This is a genomic window from Psychroflexus gondwanensis ACAM 44, assembly GCF_000355905.1.
Classification (GTDB): domain Bacteria; phylum Bacteroidota; class Bacteroidia; order Flavobacteriales; family Flavobacteriaceae; genus Psychroflexus; species Psychroflexus gondwanensis.
In genome coordinates this window covers 21,837-42,704 of the sequence record NZ_APLF01000002.1, presented here as the reverse complement: position 1 = coordinate 42,704, position 20,868 = coordinate 21,837, and the positions used below count along the sequence as shown (strand labels likewise).

Genomic DNA, 20,868 nt, shown 5'->3' with positions numbered 1-20,868 from the left:
AAATACAAATATAGATAAGCGAATTATAGAATGAAATGAACTAAGCGTATATTCTCAAAATTATAGTTTTCCCATCTTTTGTAAAACAAACAAAACTAAAATAGGAACTGCTAGTAGAATGACCATTAGCAAGTGTTCTTTTAGCACCCAAGGCGATAGCAATAGAGTGATAAAATACCCTCCCATAGCTCCTCCAAAGTGAGCATCGTGGCCAACATTATCTCTTCTTGCTTTCATCGCCCAAATGGAATAAAATAAATAACCTATTCCAAATACATACGCTGGCATAGGAATAATAAAAAACAAACCTAACATCATATCGGGCTGGAGCAAAATGGCAGCGTAAAGAACACCAACTACAGCACCACTGGCTCCTACTGCCGTATAAGCATATTCATCTTTGTGAAAATAAAAAGACAATAAATTCCCTATAATCAAGCTTCCGAAGTAGACCAACAAGAACCCCGTTGTCCCTAAAAAACTTGTAACACTAGAAGCAAAAAAATAGAGGGTCAACATATTTACAAAAAGATGAGTCGTATCCACATGAAGAAATCCAGAGCTCAAAATCCTTATTTTATCGCCTGCCTTGATAGAAGACACCTCAAATTTGTACTTGTTGAAGAATTGAAAATCATTAAATCCTTTAAAAGACATCAAAACGTTCGCTGCAATAACGGCTATAATAACTAAATCGATTCCACCCATAATTTTAAATCAGTAAACGCCAAATATACCTATCTTTGGCGAAATTTTGAGTGATGCATGCACTGGTTTTTTATTTAGTTTATCCCTTTATTTGGTTGATTTCAATTTTGCCATTTAAGGTCTTATACTTCCTTTCCGATGTCTTTTTTATATTGATTTTTAGAATTTTCAGATACCGTAAAACAGTTGTTCTTGAAAACTTGAATTTAGCCTTTCCTGAAAAATCGAAGCAAGAGAAAGCAAAAATTGCTAAAGAATTCTATAAACATTTTTGCGATTTGATTTTTGAATCTATCAAATCCTTAACCATTTCTGAAGAAGACATCAAAAAACGCTATACACTTATTAATATTGACGAAATTCAAAAAATTGAGGACGAAGGGAAAAGCGTTGTTATAATGATGGCTCATTATGGTAATTGGGAATGGATTTTTATTATGCAAAGACACGTAAAATCTAGGGGTTACGCTGTTTATAAAAGATTAAGAAATAAATATTTCGATCAACTGATTAAAAAAATTCGGGCTAAATATAATACTGAACTTATTACAACAAAAGAAATTATTCCAACTTTACTAAAGGCAAAAGTCAAAAACGAAACATCCATTAGTGGTTTTATCTCAGATCAATCGCCTAAAGTTGATAAAGCTTTTCACTGGCAAAAATTCATGGGCATAGAAGTTCCTGTCCATACCGGTGCAGAAATGATAGCTAAAAAACTGGACTCCAGTGTTGTTTTTTGTAGTGTCACTAAAGTTAAACGCGGACACTATGAAGCCAAGTTTAAAACAATTGCCAAAGAACCCAAAGGCTTTGCTGATTTTGACATTACAGATCAGTTTTTAAAATTGGTCGAAAGCCAGATACGGGAAGCCCCAGAATATTATCTTTGGACTCATAAGCGCTGGAAACACAGTCGAATTTCCAGCGAATAGATTTAATTTAGCTGCTAAGCTCTCTAAGTTCAGAAATAAAACGCTGAGCTAAATTATCAGCTTCATTCTGACTTTTTGCTTCCGTATAAATTCTGATGATAGGTTCTGTATTGGACTTTCTTAAATGAACCCAGTTCTCTTTAAAGTCAATTTTTACACCATCAATGGTCGTTATATCTTCATTTTGATAGGTTTTAGCGATAGCCTCCAACAACTTATCGACATCCAAGTCTGGTGTAAGTTCTATTTTTTCTTTAGCCATAAAATAAGACGTATAGGTCTGCCTGAGCTCAGATACTTTTATTTCTCGCTCAGCCAATAAGCTTAAAAATAAAGCAACCCCTACCAAGCTATCTCTCCCATAGTGAAACTCTGGATAGATCACTCCTCCATTTCCCTCTCCACCAATCACCGCATTCACTTCTTTCATTTTAGCGACTACATTGACTTCACCTACAGCACTTGCAAAATATTCACAACCATGCTTTTCTGTGACATCTCTCAAGGCCCTTGAGGAAGATAAATTGCTCACCGTCGCTCCTTTTTTTCGACTTAAAACATAGTCAGCTACACTCACCAAGGTATATTCCTCTCCAAACATCTCCCCTTTTTCATCGACCAAGGCCAGTCTATCCACATCGGGATCTACTGCGATACCCAAATCTGCATGTTCTTCTTTCACCAATTTGGATAGGTCCTGAAGGTTTTTAGCCAAGGGCTCTGGATTATGAGGAAACTCCCCCGTGGGCTCACAATATAATTTCACGACCTCTACCCCTAGCATTTCCAAAAGAGGGGGTATTGAAATACCTCCCGATGAATTTACGGCGTCGACTACCACTTTAAATTTGGAATCCTTAATCCGATCGACCTCTACCAAGTTGAGATTTAGCACCTCTTCAATATGTAAATCGATATAAGCATTATGAAATGATATTTTTCCTAAATCGTCAACCTCTGCAAAATCAAAATCTTCCTCTTTTACAAATTTCAAAATCTGTTCTCCCTCTACTGCATTTAGGAACTCCCCGTCCTTATTGAGAAGCTTTAAGGCATTCCATTGTTTAGGATTATGGCTCGCGGTAAGAATAATACCACCATCGGCATGTTCCATAGTTACAGCAACTGCAACAGTAGGTGTCGTAGACAGTTCTAAATCCACCACATGAATACCCATTCCAGATAAGGTTTGCATCACTAGCGATTGAACCATTTTTCCAGAAATCCTGGCATCCCGACCAACAACAACTTTGTAATTATCTTTTCTTCGTTGTGTTTTGATCCATTTTCCATAAGCTGCAGAAAATTTAACAATGTCTAAGGGGGTTAAATTCTCCCCCACTTTACCGCCGATGGTCCCGCGAATACCTGAAATAGATTTGATTAGTGTCATATTTGTTTGGATTTGAAAAGTTTTTAAGTGTAAATATACGAGTCCATAGATTTAACTCCGTAATAATTTGCTAAAAGTGATAAGAAAATATACTTTAGGGCAATGAATTATTTAGCTCATATCTACCTTTCTGGAAATGATGAATTTCTAAAACTAGGAAATTTTATCGCCGATGAAATTAAAGGAAAGTCTTATAAAGAATTTCCAAAAGACATCCAAAAAGGGATTATACTCCATAGAGCTATAGACGATTTTACCGATCATCACCCTTTGGTCTCAAAAGGAGCCCATCGCTTTTTTGATGCTGTGGGACATTACAACGGCGTAGTTATCGATATGATTTACGATCATATATTGGCTAAGCATTGGAACACCTATTCTGAAGTGGATTTAAACCTGTTTGCAGAGGATTTTTATCTGCTTCTAGACACAAATATGGATATCTTACCCAAGAAAATATCCAGAGCAGTTCCTTACATGATAGAACATAACTGGCTAGTGAGTTATGCTAGCATTGAGGCTTTACGCGAAATTTTAAAACAAATGAACAACAAGACCAAGCATGAGACTTCTCTCCAAAAGGGAGTAGATATTTATATAGATCATCAAAAAGAATTTGAAGATGAGTTTGAATCGTTTTTTGAAGACATAAGAGCGTTTTGTAAAGAAAAAATTAAAAGCATCAATCAGAATTTATGAAATGGATTTGGAAAACACTTAAGGTTCTTGGAATTATCATCCTCTGTGTCCTTGTATTACTAACGACAATTGGAGTGATAATTTCTGAAGACTTGCCAGAGGGCAAAGAAGGTGCAAAGGCAGATGAATTAGCCAAAGAGATTTTAAAAGAACTTAACTACGACGCTTATAAAAACACCAAGGTGATTAGCTGGACGTTTGCGGGAATGCATTCTTATGAATGGCACAAAGATGAAAATTATGTGCTGGTAAAATCTGGTGACGAGGTGGTGAGGTTAAATTTAAAAGATTACGACTCTAGTCAAATTATATCTCCTAAAGTTATGGACGACAAGATACGTCAACAACACATCCAGAGGGCCATTAAGAATTTTAATAATGATTCCTTTTGGCTAATTGCCCCTTATAAACTGATGGATGATGAAGTAGAAAGACGTGTTGTGAATACGGAAGGAAAAGAAGCCTTATTGATAACCTATACCTCTGGGGGGACTACACCCGGAGATTCCTATCTTTGGATTGTCGATGAAAATTACAGACCCAAAGCTTTCAAAATGTGGGTTTCTATAATTCCAATAGGTGGAGTTACCGCCAAATGGAAAGACTGGGTAAAAACCCAGTCTGATATGATTTTATCTACGGAAAAATCAATTTTTGGTTTACCGATTTCCATCACAAACCTTGAAACTTCAAACTAAAAGAAAGCAATAATAGCGGACATTACAAGCATTAAAAAAGCAGGTAGTGAACGCCTAGGAGAATCTTTAATTTTGATGTGCATACCAATAGCACCTATCATTAAAACCCCCATACCTACAGCTCCAATAAAACCAAGATTGGCATCCGTTTTAAAAATGCTTATTATCAAAAGTCCAGCAAAACCTATTTTAAGAAAACCAATTACAGGAACCATCCAACTCGGTAAGCCATAATTACTGAATTCTTCATTCATATTACCAGCTCCATTCCCTCTCCATTCAGTTTTAAGGTTAAACCTTAATAACCAGACGTTTAAAATACCGGCAGCAATAATGACTTTTAAAATTATAATAAGAATATCCATAAATGATTAATTTTTCATAAATATCTTAAATAAAATTAAAAAACAAGAGCCTATAACATAATTTTAATGGCCCTTTAAGCTTATTGCATTGAATCTTCCATAAGACCCTCAAAACCAGAAATTGCTCCTAGGTTAAGCTGGTCTCCCATTTGGGTTATTTTAAAAATATCATTGGGTTCAATATTACTCCCTCTCATTCTCAGCAGCAGCATCCCCATTTTTAAATCATATCCAAAAAAGACAATTTCTTGAATATCCTCTTCATTACCAGAATACAGAAATTTAGCCTCTCGGTCTGCCCCGTTAAAATTAATAAGAGACTTATATTCTGGTTGCTTTAGGATAGAGCGCAATGCGGTCCTTTCGGCTTCTAATGCAGATTCTCCTTTATCTTTTAAAAGAGCAAGAACATTTATTTTTTCTATCTTCTTAACACTCTTCTTTTCCTCTGGACTTAAACTGTCTAGGTTTTGAATAAGAAGATCCATGGATAAACTTGCAGAAATAAATTCAGGATTACTTTCTTTTTCTACTAAGTACTTTTGGAGACTTGGGTTGGAATTACAAGCCCATAAAGCACTTAAAGCCACTACCCCTATTATAAATGATTTCATCTTATTGTTCTTTTAAATTTTCTAAAGATTTTGCTCCAGGGATATTCATTTGACTGGTTAACTTTGAAATGTTTTTCAAGTCAATATTCCCGTTGATGACCATCAAAACCGATTGCGTATCTGAAGCTTCTGAAGAATTGATAAACATCAAGAGTTGACTCACATAGTCATCTGTTTTACCGGGTTTAATGTAAAAGTTTACATTTTTACCATCATCTTTGATTCGCATCAATTCCTCTAAATTATTCTTAGATTTTAAGATGTTAAAATCAGCCTGAAGCTGTTTTCCATAGTCAAGACTTTCGGTGGTATACACCTTTATGTCATCTAGATTTTCTACTAGCTCCAAGTAGGCCTTCACATCTTCGTCATCACTGCCGAGATCGAGTTTACTCATTAATTTAAACATGCTTTTGTTAACGACAATAGAGGTGATCTCTCTTATATTATCGTATTTAGAAAAATCTTGTGCAAAAGATTTGGTGCTTAAAAAAGCAATGGTCATTATTAGACCTAAAATTTTAATTCGTTTCATAGCTTTATTTTATTATTTTGTTTTTTTGAGTGTTGAATACTTCAATATATTCCAATTTTTCCAAACCTTCATTCATATTATAGGACAGAAAGTTAAGTGCATTTTGTGTTTTTTCGAAAGCTATTCTGGCTGCCTGTATATCCTGTTGCTTTTCATAATATGTAAAAAGCCATACTGCACCGAGAATAACAACTATACTCGCCGCCACGTTGAGCCATAAGAACTTATTGGGCTTAGAAGATTGGAGATCTACTTCTACTTGCGAAGTGGTTTTCGATTCAGTTTCAAAATAGCTGAATAAAACAGCGTAAGGCTCGAAGTCTTTATCGTAAGACTCGCTAGCAAAGTAAGACTTTAAGTCGCGTTCTTGTTCTAAGGTTGTTTCTCCATCGTCGAAAAGATCCAACAACTTGGTTATATATGCTTTACTGAAGTCCATAGGCGGAGGTTTTTTTCAATTCGTTCATAATCTTTTTTCTAGCTCTCGATAAGGCGACTCTCACAGATGTGGAATTCATTCCCATAATGTCTTCAATTTCTTTATTCGAAAATTGCTCGACGTCTCTTAACTGTATGATAGCTCTTTGCTGCTCTGGCAAAGCATCAATAAACTTTTTGACCAAGTCGACTTCGTCTCTAGCTTCAATTTGAGATCCAAGACCTGAGTTGGTTTCAGAATAAGAATTATGAACCAACTCCAGCGTTTTGTGGTGTTTGGATTTTAAAACATCATAACATAAGTTTTTGGTCATCGTCATTGCATAAGCTTCTACATTGGTTACCGCCGATAACTTCGCTCTCCTATTCCATAATTTCATAAGAACATCTTGAGTTGCATCTTTAGCTGCAGCTTCAGAAGACAACAAACGCAGTGAAAACCTAAAGATTTTATCTCTTACGGGCAGTATATGTTTGTTATAATCTTCAGAAGTCATGTAGAGTCTGTTTTTAAAGAAGACGACGTAAGATATGTTTTGTTACATTCATAAAGAACTTTCGCAAATTTGTTTATTTTTATCTAAAATTTGATAAATGAAAGTATTGAAACTTTTTGCGTTTATAAGCCTATCTCTCTTATTCCTTAATTCTTGCCAAGACGACCGGGATGATAACATTACCAACATCAACGAGCTTGCAAATCAAGAAAATATTAAAGATTATATCTGGAAGGCGATGAATATCTTTTATGTATACAAAAGCGATTCTCCAGATTTGGCAGACGATAGATTTGAAAGCACTCCAGAGTATAGAGACTTTTTGGGGAGTGTAGAATTCCCTGCAGAATTTTTCAATTCTCTATTGGCAGACCAGGATCGATTTAGTTTTCTAGTATCCGATTTTGTTGCACTCGAACAAAGTTTAGATGGAATTTCACTTGATAACGGAATGGCATTTGGTTTGGTTAGATTTATTGGAACCAATACGGTTTTTGGCTACGTGAGATATGTTATTCCAGGTTCCCCTGCGGACTCTGCTGGTTTGGAAAGAGGTATGATCTTTAACCGTATAGACGGAACAGTCTTTTCACCAGATACAGATTTTAATCGGCTCCTCAATCCTGCGAGTTATTCCATTGGGTTGGCAGAATTTCAAAATGGAGGTCTTGTCCAACTTGACCAAGAAGTTGCTTTAAACAAAGTTCAATTGACAGAAAACCCTATCCATGATCATCGTGTTTTAGATCTTGATGGCGTTAAAGTAGGTTATTTGATGTATAATAACTTTAGAACCCCATTTAATACGGAGCTCAATGCTGTATTTGCAAATTTTGCTACTGAAGGTATTAGCGACCTAGTTTTGGATTTAAGATATAATTCTGGTGGGAGTATCGAAACGGCCAAAGACTTATCGAGTATGATTACAGGACAATTCAACGACCAGGTTTTCGCTCAACAGCTTTTCAATACCAATTTTGAACCCGAAAACCTCATTTTTGATAACCAAATCAATACTGGTGAAGCCATTAACAGCTTAAACTTATCTCGCGTTTTTGTCTTAACCACAGGCTCTTCAGCCTCTGCTAGTGAACTAGTCATCAATGCGCTAAACCCTTACATCGATGTGGTCCAAATTGGCACCACAACCGAAGGTAAGTTTGAAGGCTCCGCCACGCTATATGATTCTGAAGATTATACCAGAAACAACGTAAGTTTAGAACATACCTACGCCATTCAGCCGCTAATTTTAAAGACTGCCAATAAGGATGGGTTTACAGACTTTTTCGATGGTTTAGAGCCAGATATTGAGTTAGGAGAAAGTTTTCCAAACCTCGGTATACTAGGGGATCCCAATGAAACTCTACTCAATAGAGCTCTTCAGGAAATTATCCCTGGGTTTGCTCGCACGCCAGATGGAGTGAAATCAATACACTCTATTGAGCTTTTAGGCGAAGACAACATGAGTTCTCCCAGCTTCCAAAGAATGTATATAGACTATAAAAAGAAATAATCTTGGACGAGGAAAACCAGCTGATATTTAAAAATTTACAACGACAAGTTGAGATTATACTCTTGTACTTAAGTTCAAAAGCAGAATATAAGTCATTAGTATCCAAAGTATCTCACGACTTAGCCTCTCCTCTTGGTTATTTAAAATTTTCTTCGGAAATTCTTCAATCTCAAATCGGGAGTAATAGTCAAGAAGACTTAATAGAAACGGGCCGTGTTATTTCTTCCTCTACTATCAAACTTAGCGAGGAAGCCAACCAACTCGTCACGGAGGGAAAGTCTACACTACATCTAACTGAGTTAACGAAAACAAGTCTAAGAGAACTCTTATCTTCAAGCCTAGACTTGCTGAAGTTGGACGAAAAATCTATAAACTTAAAAGGAAAACTAACTGCTAAAGCTGTGAATTTTCCCGAGCTTTATCAGTATCTTTTATTTTCATTGATTAATGAATTAAGGAAGATTGAATTCCAATTAAATTCAATTGAAGTGATCCCGTGTAGAAAAGATTTGAAAATCACTTTAAGTGGAGATCTAAGTCAGCCCATAGATGACTCAAAGATTGACATCATAATGAATGACTTAAAACAGCAACCTTTTATCAACTCGGTATTGGAAGTGCTACAAGCAGAAACTTCCTATACCAATACTTTAAAACAGATTTCTGTGGAAGTAGTTTTATCTAGGGCAATGTCTTAATTGACGGAGGTGTTATAGTCTGTTCTATACGCATCCACTAGCCCAATATTATTATTGATATTTAGCTTTTGCATGATGCGTTTCTTATAAGTACTCACCGTTGATTTCTGAAGATTAAGCTCATCTGAAATATTAATATTCGTCTTGCCTTCTGACAAAAGAGCTAATATCTGAAATTCTCGATGTGACAAAATATTAGACAAGGATAGATCATTTGCTCCATTATTATTAAATACCTCATCTTCAATATTTTCATCTACAAACCGTTTGTCGTTTTCTAAAACTTTAATAGCTAAGGCTATTTTTTGAAGGGGTTGTGATTTTCCTAAGTATCCATCTGCTCCATTTCTAATAAAATTGACGGCATATTGGGGCTCCTCGTGAGCGGAATACATCAGAATTTTGGTTTGTGGGTAATTAGCTTTTATGTCTTTTACGATTTCCACAGTATTCCCACCTGGCATTTTAATGTCCAAAATGATAAGGTGAATGTCTTTTTGACACAGCATTTGATTCCTCAACTCATTGATAGAAGATACTTTAATAATGTCTGGACCAGAGATTGTTTGGCGCAAAAGAGCCTCTACTCCATGCTTAACTACATCATGATCGTCTGCCAGAATGATTTTAGTAATTTTTTTCAAATTAGTTTGGTTGGATAAAAATTTTATACTAAGATATAAAAGTAGATTTAAAACTACAACTTTATTCGCACATAGATGCTAAAAAAGTAAAACCTTTGTTTTATTTAATGAAATGAGGGATTTGCTGAGCTCAATCTTGATTTAAATTTTAAATTTGCAACTTCTAAAAGAAGCGATATGAAATCAACTGCACTTACCGAAATTCATAAACAACTTGGAGCTAAAATAGTCCCTTTTGCAGGCTATGATATGCCTGTATCTTATACTGGAGTGAACGAAGAACATGAGACCGTAAGGCAACATCTAGGTGTTTTTGATGTCTCCCACATGGGTGAATTTTTTATTGAAGGAAAAGAGGCTTTACAGCTTATTCAAAAAATAACCAGTAATGATGCTTCCACACTTATCGACGGTCAAGCACAATACACCTGTATGCCCAACCAAACAGGAGGAATTGTAGACGATCTCATCATCTATAAGTTTCACGACGAAAAATTTATGATGGTAGTGAATGCTTCCAACATAGAGAAAGATTGGAAGTGGGTGAACCAACACAACACATTTGATGCGATTGCTACCAATCTATCCGATGAGTATTCGTTGTTAGCCATACAAGGCCCAAAAGCTTTGGAAGCCATGCAAAGTATTTCACCCCTTGATCTATCTGCAATCAAATTTTATCATTTTGCTGTAGGCGAGTTTGGGGGAGCTCAAGATGTGATCATTTCGGCCACGGGATATACAGGCAGCGGAGGATTCGAAATTTATTTTAAAAATAAAGATGCTGAATTGATTTGGACAGCTGTATTAGAGGCTGGAAAAGACTTCGGAATCAAGCCTATTGGACTAGCTGCTCGAGATACCTTGCGTTTAGAGATGGGCATGTGTTTATATGGTAACGACATCGATGAAACAACCTCTCCAATTGAAGCTAAGTTAGGTTGGATTACTAAATTCACTAAAGACTTTATTAACGCTGAAGCGCTGAAAGCGGAAAAAGAAAATGGTCCTTCTAGAAAGCTTGTTGCTTTTGAACTAGAGGATAAAGGTATACCCAGACATGGTTACGCTATCGTAGACGAAGAAGGCCATGACATAGGACATGTGACCTCGGGTACAATGTCCCCAAGTCTTAAAAAAGCTATCGGTATGGGTTATGTTAAAACAAAACACTCTAAATTTGGAACATCTATCTATATTCAAATCAGAAAGAAAACAATAAAAGCGACTATTGTAAAGCCTCCATTTTACAAGGCTTAAGCCTAAATTTTATATAATCTTAAGCCATTTCTAAATTTCGGAAATGGCATATCAAGTTTTTAAGTATATCAAACACACCAAAAAAATACTAATTCTCGGTGCTAGTGGTTTTCTAGGCAATGCCCTCTTCAAGGAGTTGTCCCCTTATTATGATGTCTATGGCACTTTCGCAAGAGATCATACTGACTTAGAAAAAAACAAACGCATGTTCCAATGGGATGTTGAAACGGAATCCATTAGCCTTCTGTTAGAAGAACTGGCTCCAGATCTTATCATTTCTTGTATTCGAGGTGACTTTGCAGCCCAAACTCACGCCCATTTTGAGATGATTACCTATTTAATCAAGTTTCAGAAGAAATTGATTTTTTTGTCGTCTGCCAACGTTTTTGATGTGTTCAGCAACTACCCCTCCTATGAGTACGACAAAACTCTATCTGAAAGTGTTTACGGCAGATTTAAAATAAAGATTGAAAATGCCTTACTCAGAATTCCTAATCACCTTTACAATATTGTAAGATTACCGATGATATACGGTCATAATTCCCCAAGGGTGAAAGAATTAAAGCTGCTATATGACTTAAAAGAACCTATTGAAGTCTTTCCAAATGTGGTAATGAATGCTACCACTCACGATAAGTTTTCTCAACAAATCCATTACCTCATCAATCGCGATCTTGAAGGAGTCTACCATCTTGGCAGTCAAGACCTCATCCATCATAAAGAACTAGTACATGATATTTTAAAAGGCTTTGGTTTGGAAAACCCAATTTTCAAAAATGTATACAACTCCAATGAAGACCGGTATATCGCCATTATTCCTAAAACTCATATCTTACCAAAAAACCTGCAAATTACCATTGAAGAGGTCGTTAAAAATTCAACAAAACTTCAGTCATAAAATCAGTTTATTTTTGTATTTTATGGACTCACTAAAAAAAGAATATTATGACACCATTATCCACAAAAGAAATTGAAAGCCATTTAGAATCATTAGAGGGCTGGTCTTATAACGAAGACGCTATTCATACTACACTAGAATTCAATGATTTTAAAGACGCATTTTCTGCCATGACGAGAATTGCTTTTGAAGCTGAAGCTCAGCAACACCATCCCAACTGGTTTAATGTGTACAACACCTTAGAAATCAGTTTATCGACTCACGATGCAGGTGGCGTTACTGAAAAAGATTTTAAAATGGCAAAAACTATAGAATCTATCGTTTCTGAAAACTAGAATATTTAACAAAAGTTGAGTTAATTGTATTAAAACTTAAACACTTTACTAAGTTAAGTTTTACCTTTGACCGAATTAAAATATGACAGCAATGATTGATGCCCTAGAATGGAGATATGCAACCAAAAAGTTTGATGACTCCAAACGCATAGATCCCTCTAAAGTGGAAATGCTTAAAAAAGCATTCAACTTAACCCCTACTTCTTACGGTTTGCAACCTTTAAGATTGTTGGTGATTAAAGAACAAGAGTTTAAGGATAAACTTTTCGAGCATAGTTATAATCAAATTCAGGTAAAATCTGCCTCTCACGTCTTGGTGATATGCACCGAAAATAGTGTTGATGAACCATTTATCAATCATAATTTTGAACTGCAGAAGGAAATCCGAAATGCAAAAGATGAGACCATCAGACCTTTTCGAGAATTTTTGATTAAGGACTTTGGTAAAAAGTCTGATCAGGATATCAAAAAATGGGCGATCAATCAGGCGTATTTAGCTTTGGGTAATTTATTGACTATTTGTGCAGCAGAAAAGATTGATGCATGTCCAATGGAAGGTTTTGATAGCGCGGCTTACGATAGGATTTTAAACCTCAATGAAAAAGGTATTTCCTCAGCTTTGGTTTTACCCGTGGGTTATAGAGCGGAAGATGACAAATTTGCTGGTTTTCAAAAAGTGAGACGTCCTCAAACAGAAACAATTATTGAGTACTAACTCTCAACTATTTATAATACTTTAAAAGACTTTTCAGATCCCTGAAAAGTCTTTTTTTTGATTAGGGCTAAGAATTAATTTAATCGATATTTTTTGGATTTATTGTCGATTCGGGTTGAAATTGAAACCAAATATAAGTCCTAAAAAATCATTCGATTTTAAATTATTCTTTTCCATCTACGAAATCCTGTAAATAGCTATAGCGAGGCGTAAGCTGTCCATCTTTAGTCATTCTAGCCCGTTCCAAAATACCCTCAAGGTCTCCATTGAAAAACGCAGGAATCACGTGCTTTGCAAACATATCGCCAAAGCCTTCGCTAGCGTCTTTAGGAAGCTCACAGGGTAGGTTATCGACCGCCATTACCGTAATTGCACCTTCGGCATCGAAGGCCACTTCCGACTCGGTTTGTGGATCATAACCATAAAACGGATCTTCAATTGTTGAAGGTCTTACAGTGGACGCCACTGGTCCATCGATATCACAACTAATATCTGCAATAAGGTTGATCTTAAAATCAGGATGCTTGGCGTTTTCTCGGGTTATTAAATATGGAGCATGGTCGCCGTAAAAGTGCCCAGCAATAAAGTAATCGGTTACTTTTGCAAAACGCATAAACGTGGACTCATAAGGTGTAGGATCCAAAAAGAATTCTGAAGTCTTTCCAAGTTTACCATCTTTGCGCTGGTTATAATCCATCACATTGATAATTGTGTAGACCGGCTCATCGAAAGAAGCATTGAGGTACTCCTCTACTCCTACTTTTTTGATCTGTAGATGGTCTAAAATTTCTTTGGCGCCTTTGGCGACTTTCCCTAAACCAGACAAACATATCTTTAGGTTGGGAATTTGAATAGTATCCAACTCTTGCTGAAGAGCCTTTAAGTCTGAAAGACCTTCTACTTTAGGCAAATTGAAAAGACCATCGCGTAAGCCTAAAGCTCGAAAACCATTATAGGCTCCTACCAAACCGGCATAGCGACCAAAACCGATAAGCCGACCTCCTCTGGGATTGGTAATCACTTCATGATCGTAGAGCTCTATATTCTTCTCTAAAACAGCCTTGAGTAAATCTCGGTTATAGGGTTGTTTTTTGATGGTGTGGGAAAAGAAAAAATAGGATGCCTTAGGAATCAAAGCCTCCATAGGAACTTCCTTAACTCCCAAGAGCACATCGCAACTGGACAAGTCGTCGGTGACTTCCAGACCTTGCTGCTCATAGGCAGTATCTGGAAAAATGCGAATATCGGAAGACTCTACCGCAAATTCCAGGTGGGGATATTGAATTTGGACTGTTCTAGCTTTTTCAGGAGAGAAAACCACGCGACGATCTGGTGGCGTTTTGCGTTCTTTGATAAGTCCAAATTTCATAGGCTTTATTTTAAGATGATTTTTGCTTCAAAGATAGTATTTATATCTACTTTTGCAGTTCTAGTTGGAAAGGTAACTTCCTTTTAATATTGAAGTGACCCGCGTAAGGGATAGAAGCGGCATCCCTCATTCCCGATATTTATCGGAATGAGGATATAGCGGATAGCCCGGCGCTTTGGAAGACGAGAGTCGACCAAAGGGAAACGCCCAATTTAAGATCATTGACAGATAAAGTGGTAGAAAGCTTAACTTCAATTACTGACTTTGTAAGTATGGGGTCGATTTGGTTTTGACAGCAAGGCCAATTGGATGGTAAGCACGCCGAGCGCTGGGATACAGCTCGTAAATCTCATGTTTCACACTTTTTTAAACGGCGAAGATAACTACGCCTTGGCTGCATAATCCGAATCACAGTAGGATATGCTTAACCGTTACAAGGTAACGGGCTAAGATGTCTCGCAAAAGCCTTGATTTGCGGCGTTTGCACCAGAGGCACCGGTAAAGTAAATATAGCTAAAACAGGGTCTTGATGTTTTGGTGAAACTCAATTGAGGATAAGGACAAGGTAGGTGGTTTTCAGCCAGTCTTGTCTCGAAAATCCAAGAGAAAACTAAGCGTGTAGAAGACTATTGAATTGCTTGTTTGGACGGGAGTTCGAGTCTCCCCGACTCCACTATAAACCCTCATATACCTAGTGTATATGAGGGTTTTATTGTTTTAAAACTTTTTTTAAAACAATAAATAAACTCAAAACTAAATAGTTTAGAATTATTGAGTTTTGTGAGTATCGTCAAGTTTAAGGTCAGATCTAGAATTATCAACCCATTAATTCAGAATATCGTCAATTAAATACTCTACATTTTGGTTTTTTTAGAGTGATAATTATTATAAAAAATGTTCTGAATAAAGTATGGATTTTAAAGCCCTGTCTTTAGTTAACATCCAGCATAAAAAAGCGGCTTTATATCACTACTAAAGCCGCTTTTTATCAATTCTATTTAGTTTGGGAGAAGCTTAATTTTTAACCTCATGTTCCCAAAAAGCTCTCCAGTTGATTTTTTGATTTGCTAGAACCTGCCTGCTTGCACCAACTGAACCGGCTTTTTATTTTATCAAAACCTAAAATATTCAGATGTGATTGTAAATATTCTGAACTCACCCAAACCTTATTAAACTTTTCTTTTAATTCTCGAGTTTTTGCAATCTCTTCGTGTTGTAGCAAGTTTTGTACTTTATGTGCGGTAACCTAAATAGCATGAAAACCGGGGGTTTACCTTGGTTTTCATGCTATTTATTATCGCCCAAAGCCTGTAAACAGTGGGTGTGAAACTTGAGTATTTTATAATAAATTAATCTTCAGCTTTGACGAATTTTGAATTGATATGCAATTTTCCATCTTTTAATTTCTGCCAGTAAATTTTCATGTCGGCGTTGATTTCAGGAGCCATAATATACAATCCTATGATATTGGGAAAGGACATGGCTAGAATCATCATATCGGCGAAGCTTAAAACAGCTCCTAAACTTACCGAAGCACCTAATACTACAAAACCTAAATACATTATTTTAAAGGTCAGTTCCACTTTTTTACTTCTTCCAAAGAGAAAGGTCCAAGAGCGCATTCCGTAATATGACCAGGAAACGGTAGTAGAAAAAGCAAATAAAAATACCGCGACCGCCAAAACTGAAGGAAACCAGGAAACTACACTTCCAAAGGCATCAGCGGTAAGTTCTACGCCACCCAGTCCGCTACTGGTTTCATGCTTTCCAGTAAAAATCAAAACCAGGGCAGTCATGGTACAAACCAGCATCGTATCGATAAAAGGTTCAACCAAAGAAGTGAAGCCATCGGCTATAGGGTGATTGGTTTTGGCGGCACTGTGAGCAATTGCGGCCGATCCTACTCCTGCTTCACTAGAAAAAGCGGCGCGTTGCAAGCCTATGATCAAAACGCCAATAAATCCACCTTTCAAAGCTTCTGCAGAAAAAGCACCATCGTAAATGGCTAAAAAAGCACCTCCAATATATTCGAAATGATAACCTATCACTACTAAACAACCCAACACGTATAAAATGGCCATACCTGGAACTACTTTCGCAGTCACTTGGGCGATACTTTTAATGCCACCAATAATCACTACGCCTACCAAAATGGCGAAACCAATTCCGAACCAGAATCCCTGACCTTGAAAAAAGGGAATTTGCTCTGATACTATTTTAAAAGCCTGATTTGACTGCAACATATTACCACCGCCAAATGAAGCTCCTACTCCAAGAACCGAAAAGAGTATTGCCAGGAATTTCCCCAAATTCACAAGGTTTCGCTTTTCCAGACCATAGCGCAAATAATTCATAGGTCCTCCAAATATGCGACCGTCGTCATCAATAAAGCGATATTTCACCCCCAAAGTACATTCTGCAAACTTTAAAGACATGCCGAAAAAACCTGCGAGAAACATCCAGAAAGTTGCACCCGCACCTCCAAGGGAAATCGCCACCGCTACCCCTGCAATATTTCCCAGGCCCACTGTGGCCGATACCGCGGTGGCCATAGCTTGAAAATGCGTTATCGTGCCGGGAGCATCGGGATCGTCATACTTTCCCCTTGCCAAATCTAAAGAATGCCGAAACCCTCGAATGTTTACGAACTTTAAACGTATGGTAAAGAAAATACTTCCCAAAATAAGCCAGATAACAATGAAAGGAAGGTTGTTGGTTTTTATATCTCCGTTGGGATGTAAAAGAGGTTGGGGATCTTGAAATTGGATTACCCCAAGGAGCGGAGCATTAAAAGAACCTGTTTCGGGCAATCTGGAAATCGAAGATCCTTCTTTGGTATCGTGTTCTAAAGTTCCTTCGGCCGGAGCATAAACAGAATATTCTGTATTATTATTGCCTTCCAGCACTGCAATCTCGTTACCTTTTTTGACCTGGCTTCCCTCTGGAGCCAACCATTTTTTTACGAGGTATTCCTCATCGGCAGATACTTCGATTCGCGGAAGGGGTATATTTTTATAAGAACTGTAAACTACAGGATCATATATTCCAAGGGTAGCAAAAGCATCCCAAAATAGAACGGCTCCCAGCACATCCACCGCCGGCTGTACTTTGCTGTTGAAAATTTCGGTTATCGATTTTGTAGGAATGGTAAATGTCTTCGAAACCTTATTTCCGCTGGCATCGCTTACAAGTACGGAATGTTCCATCCCCTCAATCAAACCAACCGATTCTGCCGCAATTAAAGGCGTGTTTACATTACTCCATTTATATTGATAGGGAGCCTGGCCACCCTCAACTACTACCTTTGCCACTCCATTATTAATTTCGGAGGAAGGATTGAGTAGTTCCAATTGAACTTTCATTTCACCGGCAGATTCAACCTGAGCTATAGAAGTAGCAAAAGTAATAAGCATCAGAGTCAAAAGGAGAAAAAGTCTAGATTTTATCATCTCATATTTATGTATTCGCGAATTATATATGGACAATTACAATATAAGCAATAAGCAGAAGTCATCCCAAGAAAATCAAGATATTTATTTTGAAATTGAGTAAGATCTAGATTTAATAATGCTTTTGTTGAAACAATTTTTACTGGATCATTTTGATTTAGTAAAAATAAGAAATAAAGTGAAACGGTTCTTTATTTTTATTTAGAAGAACGGAATATCAAGCCAAAAGAAGAAACCTTGCGAGTATAAATAACTAAAAGTTTTACCAAAGAAGTCACTTTTCAAGCTTCCACTACACGGATACAAAATATATCTTCGCGTAAAATGGTTTAGTTGGATAGACAAAATAACTAAAAAAGTTATCCAAAGAGATCGGAATTTAGCAGCAAAGGGAACCTGAATGACCACCGAGCTCGCTTCTTTGTTAAACTAGTTTAGTAGGAACTACGACTCTCGATTGCCATACTATTGGGTACTTCTATGCCGTTAACTATAAAAAACTGGCACATTGTTACAAAGATTTGGAAAATAGTGATTTTAGAGCGCCCAATACCATCGTCACTAATATCACTCCGTTATAGATCAATCCTAAAATATTTTATAAGCAGGGACATTAATTCCACATCAGAATCGGTCAATGCAAAAATAATATCCTTCAGGCATAGTTTATAGATCTAAAAAAGCTAGAATTTTTCCTTTGTAGATTAGCAACAATTAGTCATAATCAATAGAAACGAAATTTAGTGCGGTACAATCGTCGGCACAAGCCATAATAAAAAATCCATAAAACGCTTATATGTTGTGTTTTACGGATTATGCATTTGGTCCCACTTTGACTCGAACCAGGGACCACCTGATTGAGCTTAACTGATGTTGGCAAGAGTATCCCTTACTCGTACTCAATTAAATTTGATCTTATACCTTTTCCAATAAAGATCAAAGCATCAAATTGTTCAAACCAATTTGCTTCATTACTATTTAATCCGAAAAAGCTTTCATAATCTTTATTTGAAAATTTTGGATATGCCTTTATTAATGCTTTGGAATCAATAAAATAATTTCCTGTTGTATCTGGTAAATAATGGAGCAGGTTATATTTATTCATTTGAGCTTTCTCTATTTTTCTCTTTTTAATCCACGGCATGTGAATATAGGTAAAGGCAAGATGATAAGAAATATCAGGATTTAATTTTACAAAATCATATCCCATTGTCTGTCCTTCCATAAATTCACTTTCAACTTTTGACATATGCGCATTCGCTACCCAGACTAAAAATTTCTTTTCAGGAAATTTCTTTACAAGAAAATCAAGATTTTTAGCCATTTGTTTATCTCTTATCGGAATACCTTCTTTTCTAATGCTATGAATAGTATAAATTTCTACCGCACTTTGAAAGCTTTCTAAAAATTAGTGCCAAAGTGGGTCAATTTTTTCATTTGATAATAAAACATCAATGGTACCTAACAGAAATTTGACTTCATCTTTATTTAATTCATCACCAGCCGTTTTAATTGATTTATCGGTTAATTTAATGAATCTATCATCTACATTAATATTCTTTCCCTTTAAATAATCATTTAGCTTTTGTGCAAAATTATGGTAGGTATAATATGAATTTGTATAATTATCGAGTCCCCATAGTGTAACATCATGTACCTCTAAAAATCTGAATAAATCTTGACATTGTTCAGATCGTGTCCAATGAGGAAAAATGTTATATTTTTTATGGTCAAGTACAATCCAAAAAAATCGCTTTCAAAAACGATATCTTTGTAGCCTTTTTCATTAACCAGATATTTTACAAACTCAGTTTTAGCTAAAAAATCAGAACCCATATGATGTGCTGATTCTCCTAAAAAATACAACACTTTTATTCTCAATGTTATATGAAATAATTTTCTTCACGTCATCTGTCAATAGGTTTTCTAATGTATTCAATTGGTAAGTATTACTCTCAATTTGAGCAAATGAAAGTTTAGTAAGACTTATTAAAAAAATTAAAATTATAGTTCTCATTTTCATAGATATTCTTGCCAACCTTATAGATAACACAATAAGTTGTGTTATCTATATTTTAAAAACTCTAATCAAAGGGATTTTTTATCGTCTTAAAAGTTTTAACATTAAAAATATGCTTTAATAAACTGTGAATTGCTTGTGTTTTCTATTCTTTGACCAAATCATTTAGAGTGCATCGTAATATGACATATATTGTAGTTAATGTTAAGTTTTCATACAAAAAGGCTTAGAAGACCCCTAAAAACAGTGTCTTTTGAAAACCCTACTGACACTAGAAAGTTAAAAATATAATCGTTGTCACCGACTCCTCTATAAACCATCATATACCAAGTGTATATTGGGGTTTTGTTGTTTTAAAACTTATTTTAAACTCAAAATCAATAGTTTAGAATTATTGAGTTTTGTAATTATCGTTAAGTTTGAAGTCAGATCTAGAATTATCAACCTATTAATTTGAATTGAATATCATGAAAAAAATGTTTGTTATTTTTTTACTATTAAGCTGTATTATCGGCTATTCTCAGTCAGGGTATACAGTTTTGAATAACGATGAATACGATCAAATAAAGTTCGGAGATACTTACTTTAAAGATATAAAAGAATCTAATGCAGATATTAAGATTTTGAACGATTTGGTTCTAAACAAAGCTTCGCTCTGGAAAGATAATAAAGCCAAAAAACCAAATGCAGTGACTATTGAAATTTATGGCTTTGAAATTGGTGAACCACAGAGAGTCTTTAATTACAATTCAGGACTTATGATAGCATTTTCAGACGATTCCAATAATCAGAAGTTTGAAATTGGACGTTTAGAAACTAACGATATAAACATTAATGGGGTTTACCTTAAAATAGGCGATCCAATTTCAAAACTAAATTCAATAGAATATGTTATAGATACAGGGAAAAACAAGCATAAATTTGTGTCTATCATAAGAGAAGATGGATATTGCAGTCCAATTTCTATAAGCTTGGATAGCAACAACAAAATTTCCGATATCGTATACTATGTCATACCATAAAAATAGATATATAACCTGGCCTATACTTAGTATTAAGCATAAAAAAGCGGCTTTAGATCACTA

The 20,868-nt window shown here is 35.9% G+C and carries 21 protein-coding genes, 1 other RNA gene and 1 pseudogene; 11 read left to right on the top strand and 12 right to left on the bottom strand.

Annotated features, from left to right (window positions below; all coding sequences use genetic code 11):
* Positions 1-60 precede the first annotated feature (60 nt).
* Positions 61-708 (bottom strand): rhomboid family intramembrane serine protease, encoded by a 648-nt coding sequence (locus PGOND44_RS01590; RefSeq protein WP_003435405.1) that lies wholly within the window; start codon positions 706-708, stop codon positions 61-63.
* A gap of 53 nt (positions 709-761) precedes the next feature.
* Between PGOND44_RS01590 and PGOND44_RS01585 the strand changes: the two genes are divergently transcribed.
* Positions 762-1,643 carry a lysophospholipid acyltransferase family protein gene (locus PGOND44_RS01585; protein WP_003435403.1) on the top strand — a complete coding sequence of 294 codons (882 nt, stop codon included), beginning with the start codon at positions 762-764 and terminating at the stop codon, positions 1,641-1,643.
* Between the two features lie 7 nt (positions 1,644-1,650).
* Here the strand turns inward: PGOND44_RS01585 and glmM are convergent, their stop codons facing one another.
* Positions 1,651-3,036, bottom strand: a complete 1,386-nt coding sequence (gene glmM / locus PGOND44_RS01580) for a phosphoglucosamine mutase (RefSeq protein WP_003435401.1) — start codon at positions 3,034-3,036, stop codon at positions 1,651-1,653.
* A 102-nt stretch (positions 3,037-3,138) separates the two neighbouring features.
* Between glmM and PGOND44_RS01575 the strand changes: the two genes are divergently transcribed.
* Both PGOND44_RS01575 and PGOND44_RS01570 read left to right on the top strand, forming a co-directional pair.
* Positions 3,139-3,735, top strand: a complete 597-nt coding sequence (locus PGOND44_RS01575) for an acyl carrier protein phosphodiesterase (protein ID WP_003435400.1) — start codon at positions 3,139-3,141, stop codon at positions 3,733-3,735.
* The gene (locus PGOND44_RS01570; protein WP_003435398.1) at positions 3,732-4,433 is read left to right on the top strand and encodes a hypothetical protein; all 702 of its coding nucleotides are present in this window, start codon (positions 3,732-3,734) and stop codon (positions 4,431-4,433) included. The genes PGOND44_RS01575 and PGOND44_RS01570 overlap by 4 nt, the downstream gene beginning before the upstream one ends.
* Here the strand turns inward: PGOND44_RS01570 and PGOND44_RS01565 are convergent.
* The 5 genes from PGOND44_RS01565 to PGOND44_RS01545 form a co-directional block, all read right to left on the bottom strand.
* Positions 4,430-4,798 carry a DoxX family protein gene (locus tag PGOND44_RS01565; RefSeq protein ID WP_003435396.1) on the bottom strand — a complete coding sequence of 123 codons (369 nt, stop codon included), beginning with the start codon at positions 4,796-4,798 and terminating at the stop codon, positions 4,430-4,432. The two genes, PGOND44_RS01570 and PGOND44_RS01565, sit on opposite strands and share 4 nt — an antisense overlap.
* Positions 4,799-4,878: 80 nt before the next feature.
* On the bottom strand, positions 4,879-5,412 hold the full coding sequence (locus tag PGOND44_RS01560; RefSeq protein WP_003435377.1) for a DUF4252 domain-containing protein: 534 nt from the start codon (positions 5,410-5,412) through the stop codon (positions 4,879-4,881).
* A gap of 1 nt (position 5,413) precedes the next feature.
* Positions 5,414-5,947: a DUF4252 domain-containing protein gene (locus tag PGOND44_RS01555; RefSeq protein WP_003435375.1), complete on the bottom strand. Its 534-nt coding sequence runs from the start codon at positions 5,945-5,947 to the stop codon at positions 5,414-5,416.
* A gap of 4 nt (positions 5,948-5,951) precedes the next feature.
* The gene (locus tag PGOND44_RS01550; protein ID WP_003435373.1) at positions 5,952-6,386 is read right to left on the bottom strand and encodes a hypothetical protein; all 435 of its coding nucleotides are present in this window, start codon (positions 6,384-6,386) and stop codon (positions 5,952-5,954) included.
* Positions 6,373-6,882, bottom strand: a complete 510-nt coding sequence (locus PGOND44_RS01545; protein ID WP_003435371.1) for an RNA polymerase sigma factor — start codon at positions 6,880-6,882, stop codon at positions 6,373-6,375. Before PGOND44_RS01545 ends, PGOND44_RS01550 begins: the two co-directional genes overlap by 14 nt.
* A gap of 97 nt (positions 6,883-6,979) precedes the next feature.
* On the opposite strand from PGOND44_RS01545, the gene PGOND44_RS01540 reads away from it, so the two are divergent.
* Entirely contained in the window at positions 6,980-8,395 is a 1,416-nt protein-coding gene (locus tag PGOND44_RS01540) for a S41 family peptidase (protein WP_003435369.1), read from the top strand.
* Between the two features lie 2 nt (positions 8,396-8,397).
* Positions 8,398-9,093: a hypothetical protein gene (locus PGOND44_RS01535; RefSeq protein WP_003435367.1), complete on the top strand. Its 696-nt coding sequence runs from the start codon at positions 8,398-8,400 to the stop codon at positions 9,091-9,093.
* On the opposite strand, the gene PGOND44_RS01530 is transcribed toward PGOND44_RS01535, so the two are convergent.
* Complete coding sequence (locus PGOND44_RS01530; protein ID WP_003435365.1) at positions 9,090-9,737, bottom strand: response regulator; 648 nt, start codon at positions 9,735-9,737, stop codon at positions 9,090-9,092. The two genes, PGOND44_RS01535 and PGOND44_RS01530, sit on opposite strands and share 4 nt — an antisense overlap.
* A gap of 177 nt (positions 9,738-9,914) precedes the next feature.
* Here PGOND44_RS01530 and gcvT point away from each other — a divergent pair, with 177 nt between their 5' ends.
* The 4 genes from gcvT to PGOND44_RS01510 all read left to right on the top strand — a co-directional run bounded on the left by gcvT (position 9,915) and on the right by PGOND44_RS01510 (position 12,945).
* Positions 9,915-10,997, top strand: coding sequence for a glycine cleavage system aminomethyltransferase GcvT (gcvT, locus tag PGOND44_RS01525; RefSeq protein ID WP_003435363.1), 1,083 nt, complete (start codon positions 9,915-9,917; stop codon positions 10,995-10,997).
* Positions 10,998-11,040: 43 nt separating this feature from the next.
* Positions 11,041-11,895 (top strand): sugar nucleotide-binding protein, encoded by an 855-nt coding sequence (locus PGOND44_RS01520; protein ID WP_003435361.1) that lies wholly within the window; start codon positions 11,041-11,043, stop codon positions 11,893-11,895.
* 47 nt (positions 11,896-11,942) lie between these two features.
* On the top strand, positions 11,943-12,230 hold the full coding sequence (locus tag PGOND44_RS01515; protein ID WP_003435360.1) for a 4a-hydroxytetrahydrobiopterin dehydratase: 288 nt from the start codon (positions 11,943-11,945) through the stop codon (positions 12,228-12,230).
* Positions 12,231-12,321: 91 nt separating this feature from the next.
* Positions 12,322-12,945 (top strand): NAD(P)H-dependent oxidoreductase, encoded by a 624-nt coding sequence (locus PGOND44_RS01510; protein WP_003435358.1) that lies wholly within the window; start codon positions 12,322-12,324, stop codon positions 12,943-12,945.
* Positions 12,946-13,108: 163 nt separating this feature from the next.
* On the opposite strand, the gene PGOND44_RS01505 is transcribed toward PGOND44_RS01510, so the two are convergent.
* Positions 13,109-14,314, bottom strand: coding sequence for an NAD(P)-dependent oxidoreductase (locus tag PGOND44_RS01505; protein WP_003435356.1), 1,206 nt, complete (start codon positions 14,312-14,314; stop codon positions 13,109-13,111).
* 274 nt (positions 14,315-14,588) lie between these two features.
* Here PGOND44_RS01505 and ssrA point away from each other — a divergent pair.
* Positions 14,589-14,990, top strand: a transfer-messenger RNA (tmRNA) gene (gene ssrA / locus PGOND44_RS15150).
* A 390-nt stretch (positions 14,991-15,380) separates the two neighbouring features.
* Here ssrA and PGOND44_RS01500 read toward each other — a convergent pair.
* From PGOND44_RS01500 to PGOND44_RS01490, 3 genes and pseudogenes are all read right to left on the bottom strand, one after another.
* Positions 15,381-15,536 (bottom strand): annotated as a pseudogene (locus PGOND44_RS01500) (IS4 family transposase); the annotation flags it as partial.
* A gap of 127 nt (positions 15,537-15,663) precedes the next feature.
* The gene (locus PGOND44_RS01495) at positions 15,664-17,763 is read right to left on the bottom strand and encodes an amino acid carrier protein (protein ID WP_003435354.1); all 2,100 of its coding nucleotides are present in this window, start codon (positions 17,761-17,763) and stop codon (positions 15,664-15,666) included.
* An 889-nt stretch (positions 17,764-18,652) separates the two neighbouring features.
* On the bottom strand, positions 18,653-19,087 hold the full coding sequence (locus tag PGOND44_RS01490) for a TraB/GumN family protein (RefSeq protein WP_003435352.1): 435 nt from the start codon (positions 19,085-19,087) through the stop codon (positions 18,653-18,655).
* 1,163 nt (positions 19,088-20,250) lie between these two features.
* Between PGOND44_RS01490 and PGOND44_RS01485 the strand changes: the two genes are divergently transcribed.
* The gene (locus PGOND44_RS01485) at positions 20,251-20,805 is read left to right on the top strand and encodes a hypothetical protein (protein ID WP_040555670.1); all 555 of its coding nucleotides are present in this window, start codon (positions 20,251-20,253) and stop codon (positions 20,803-20,805) included.
* The last annotated feature ends 63 nt before the right edge of the window (positions 20,806-20,868 follow it).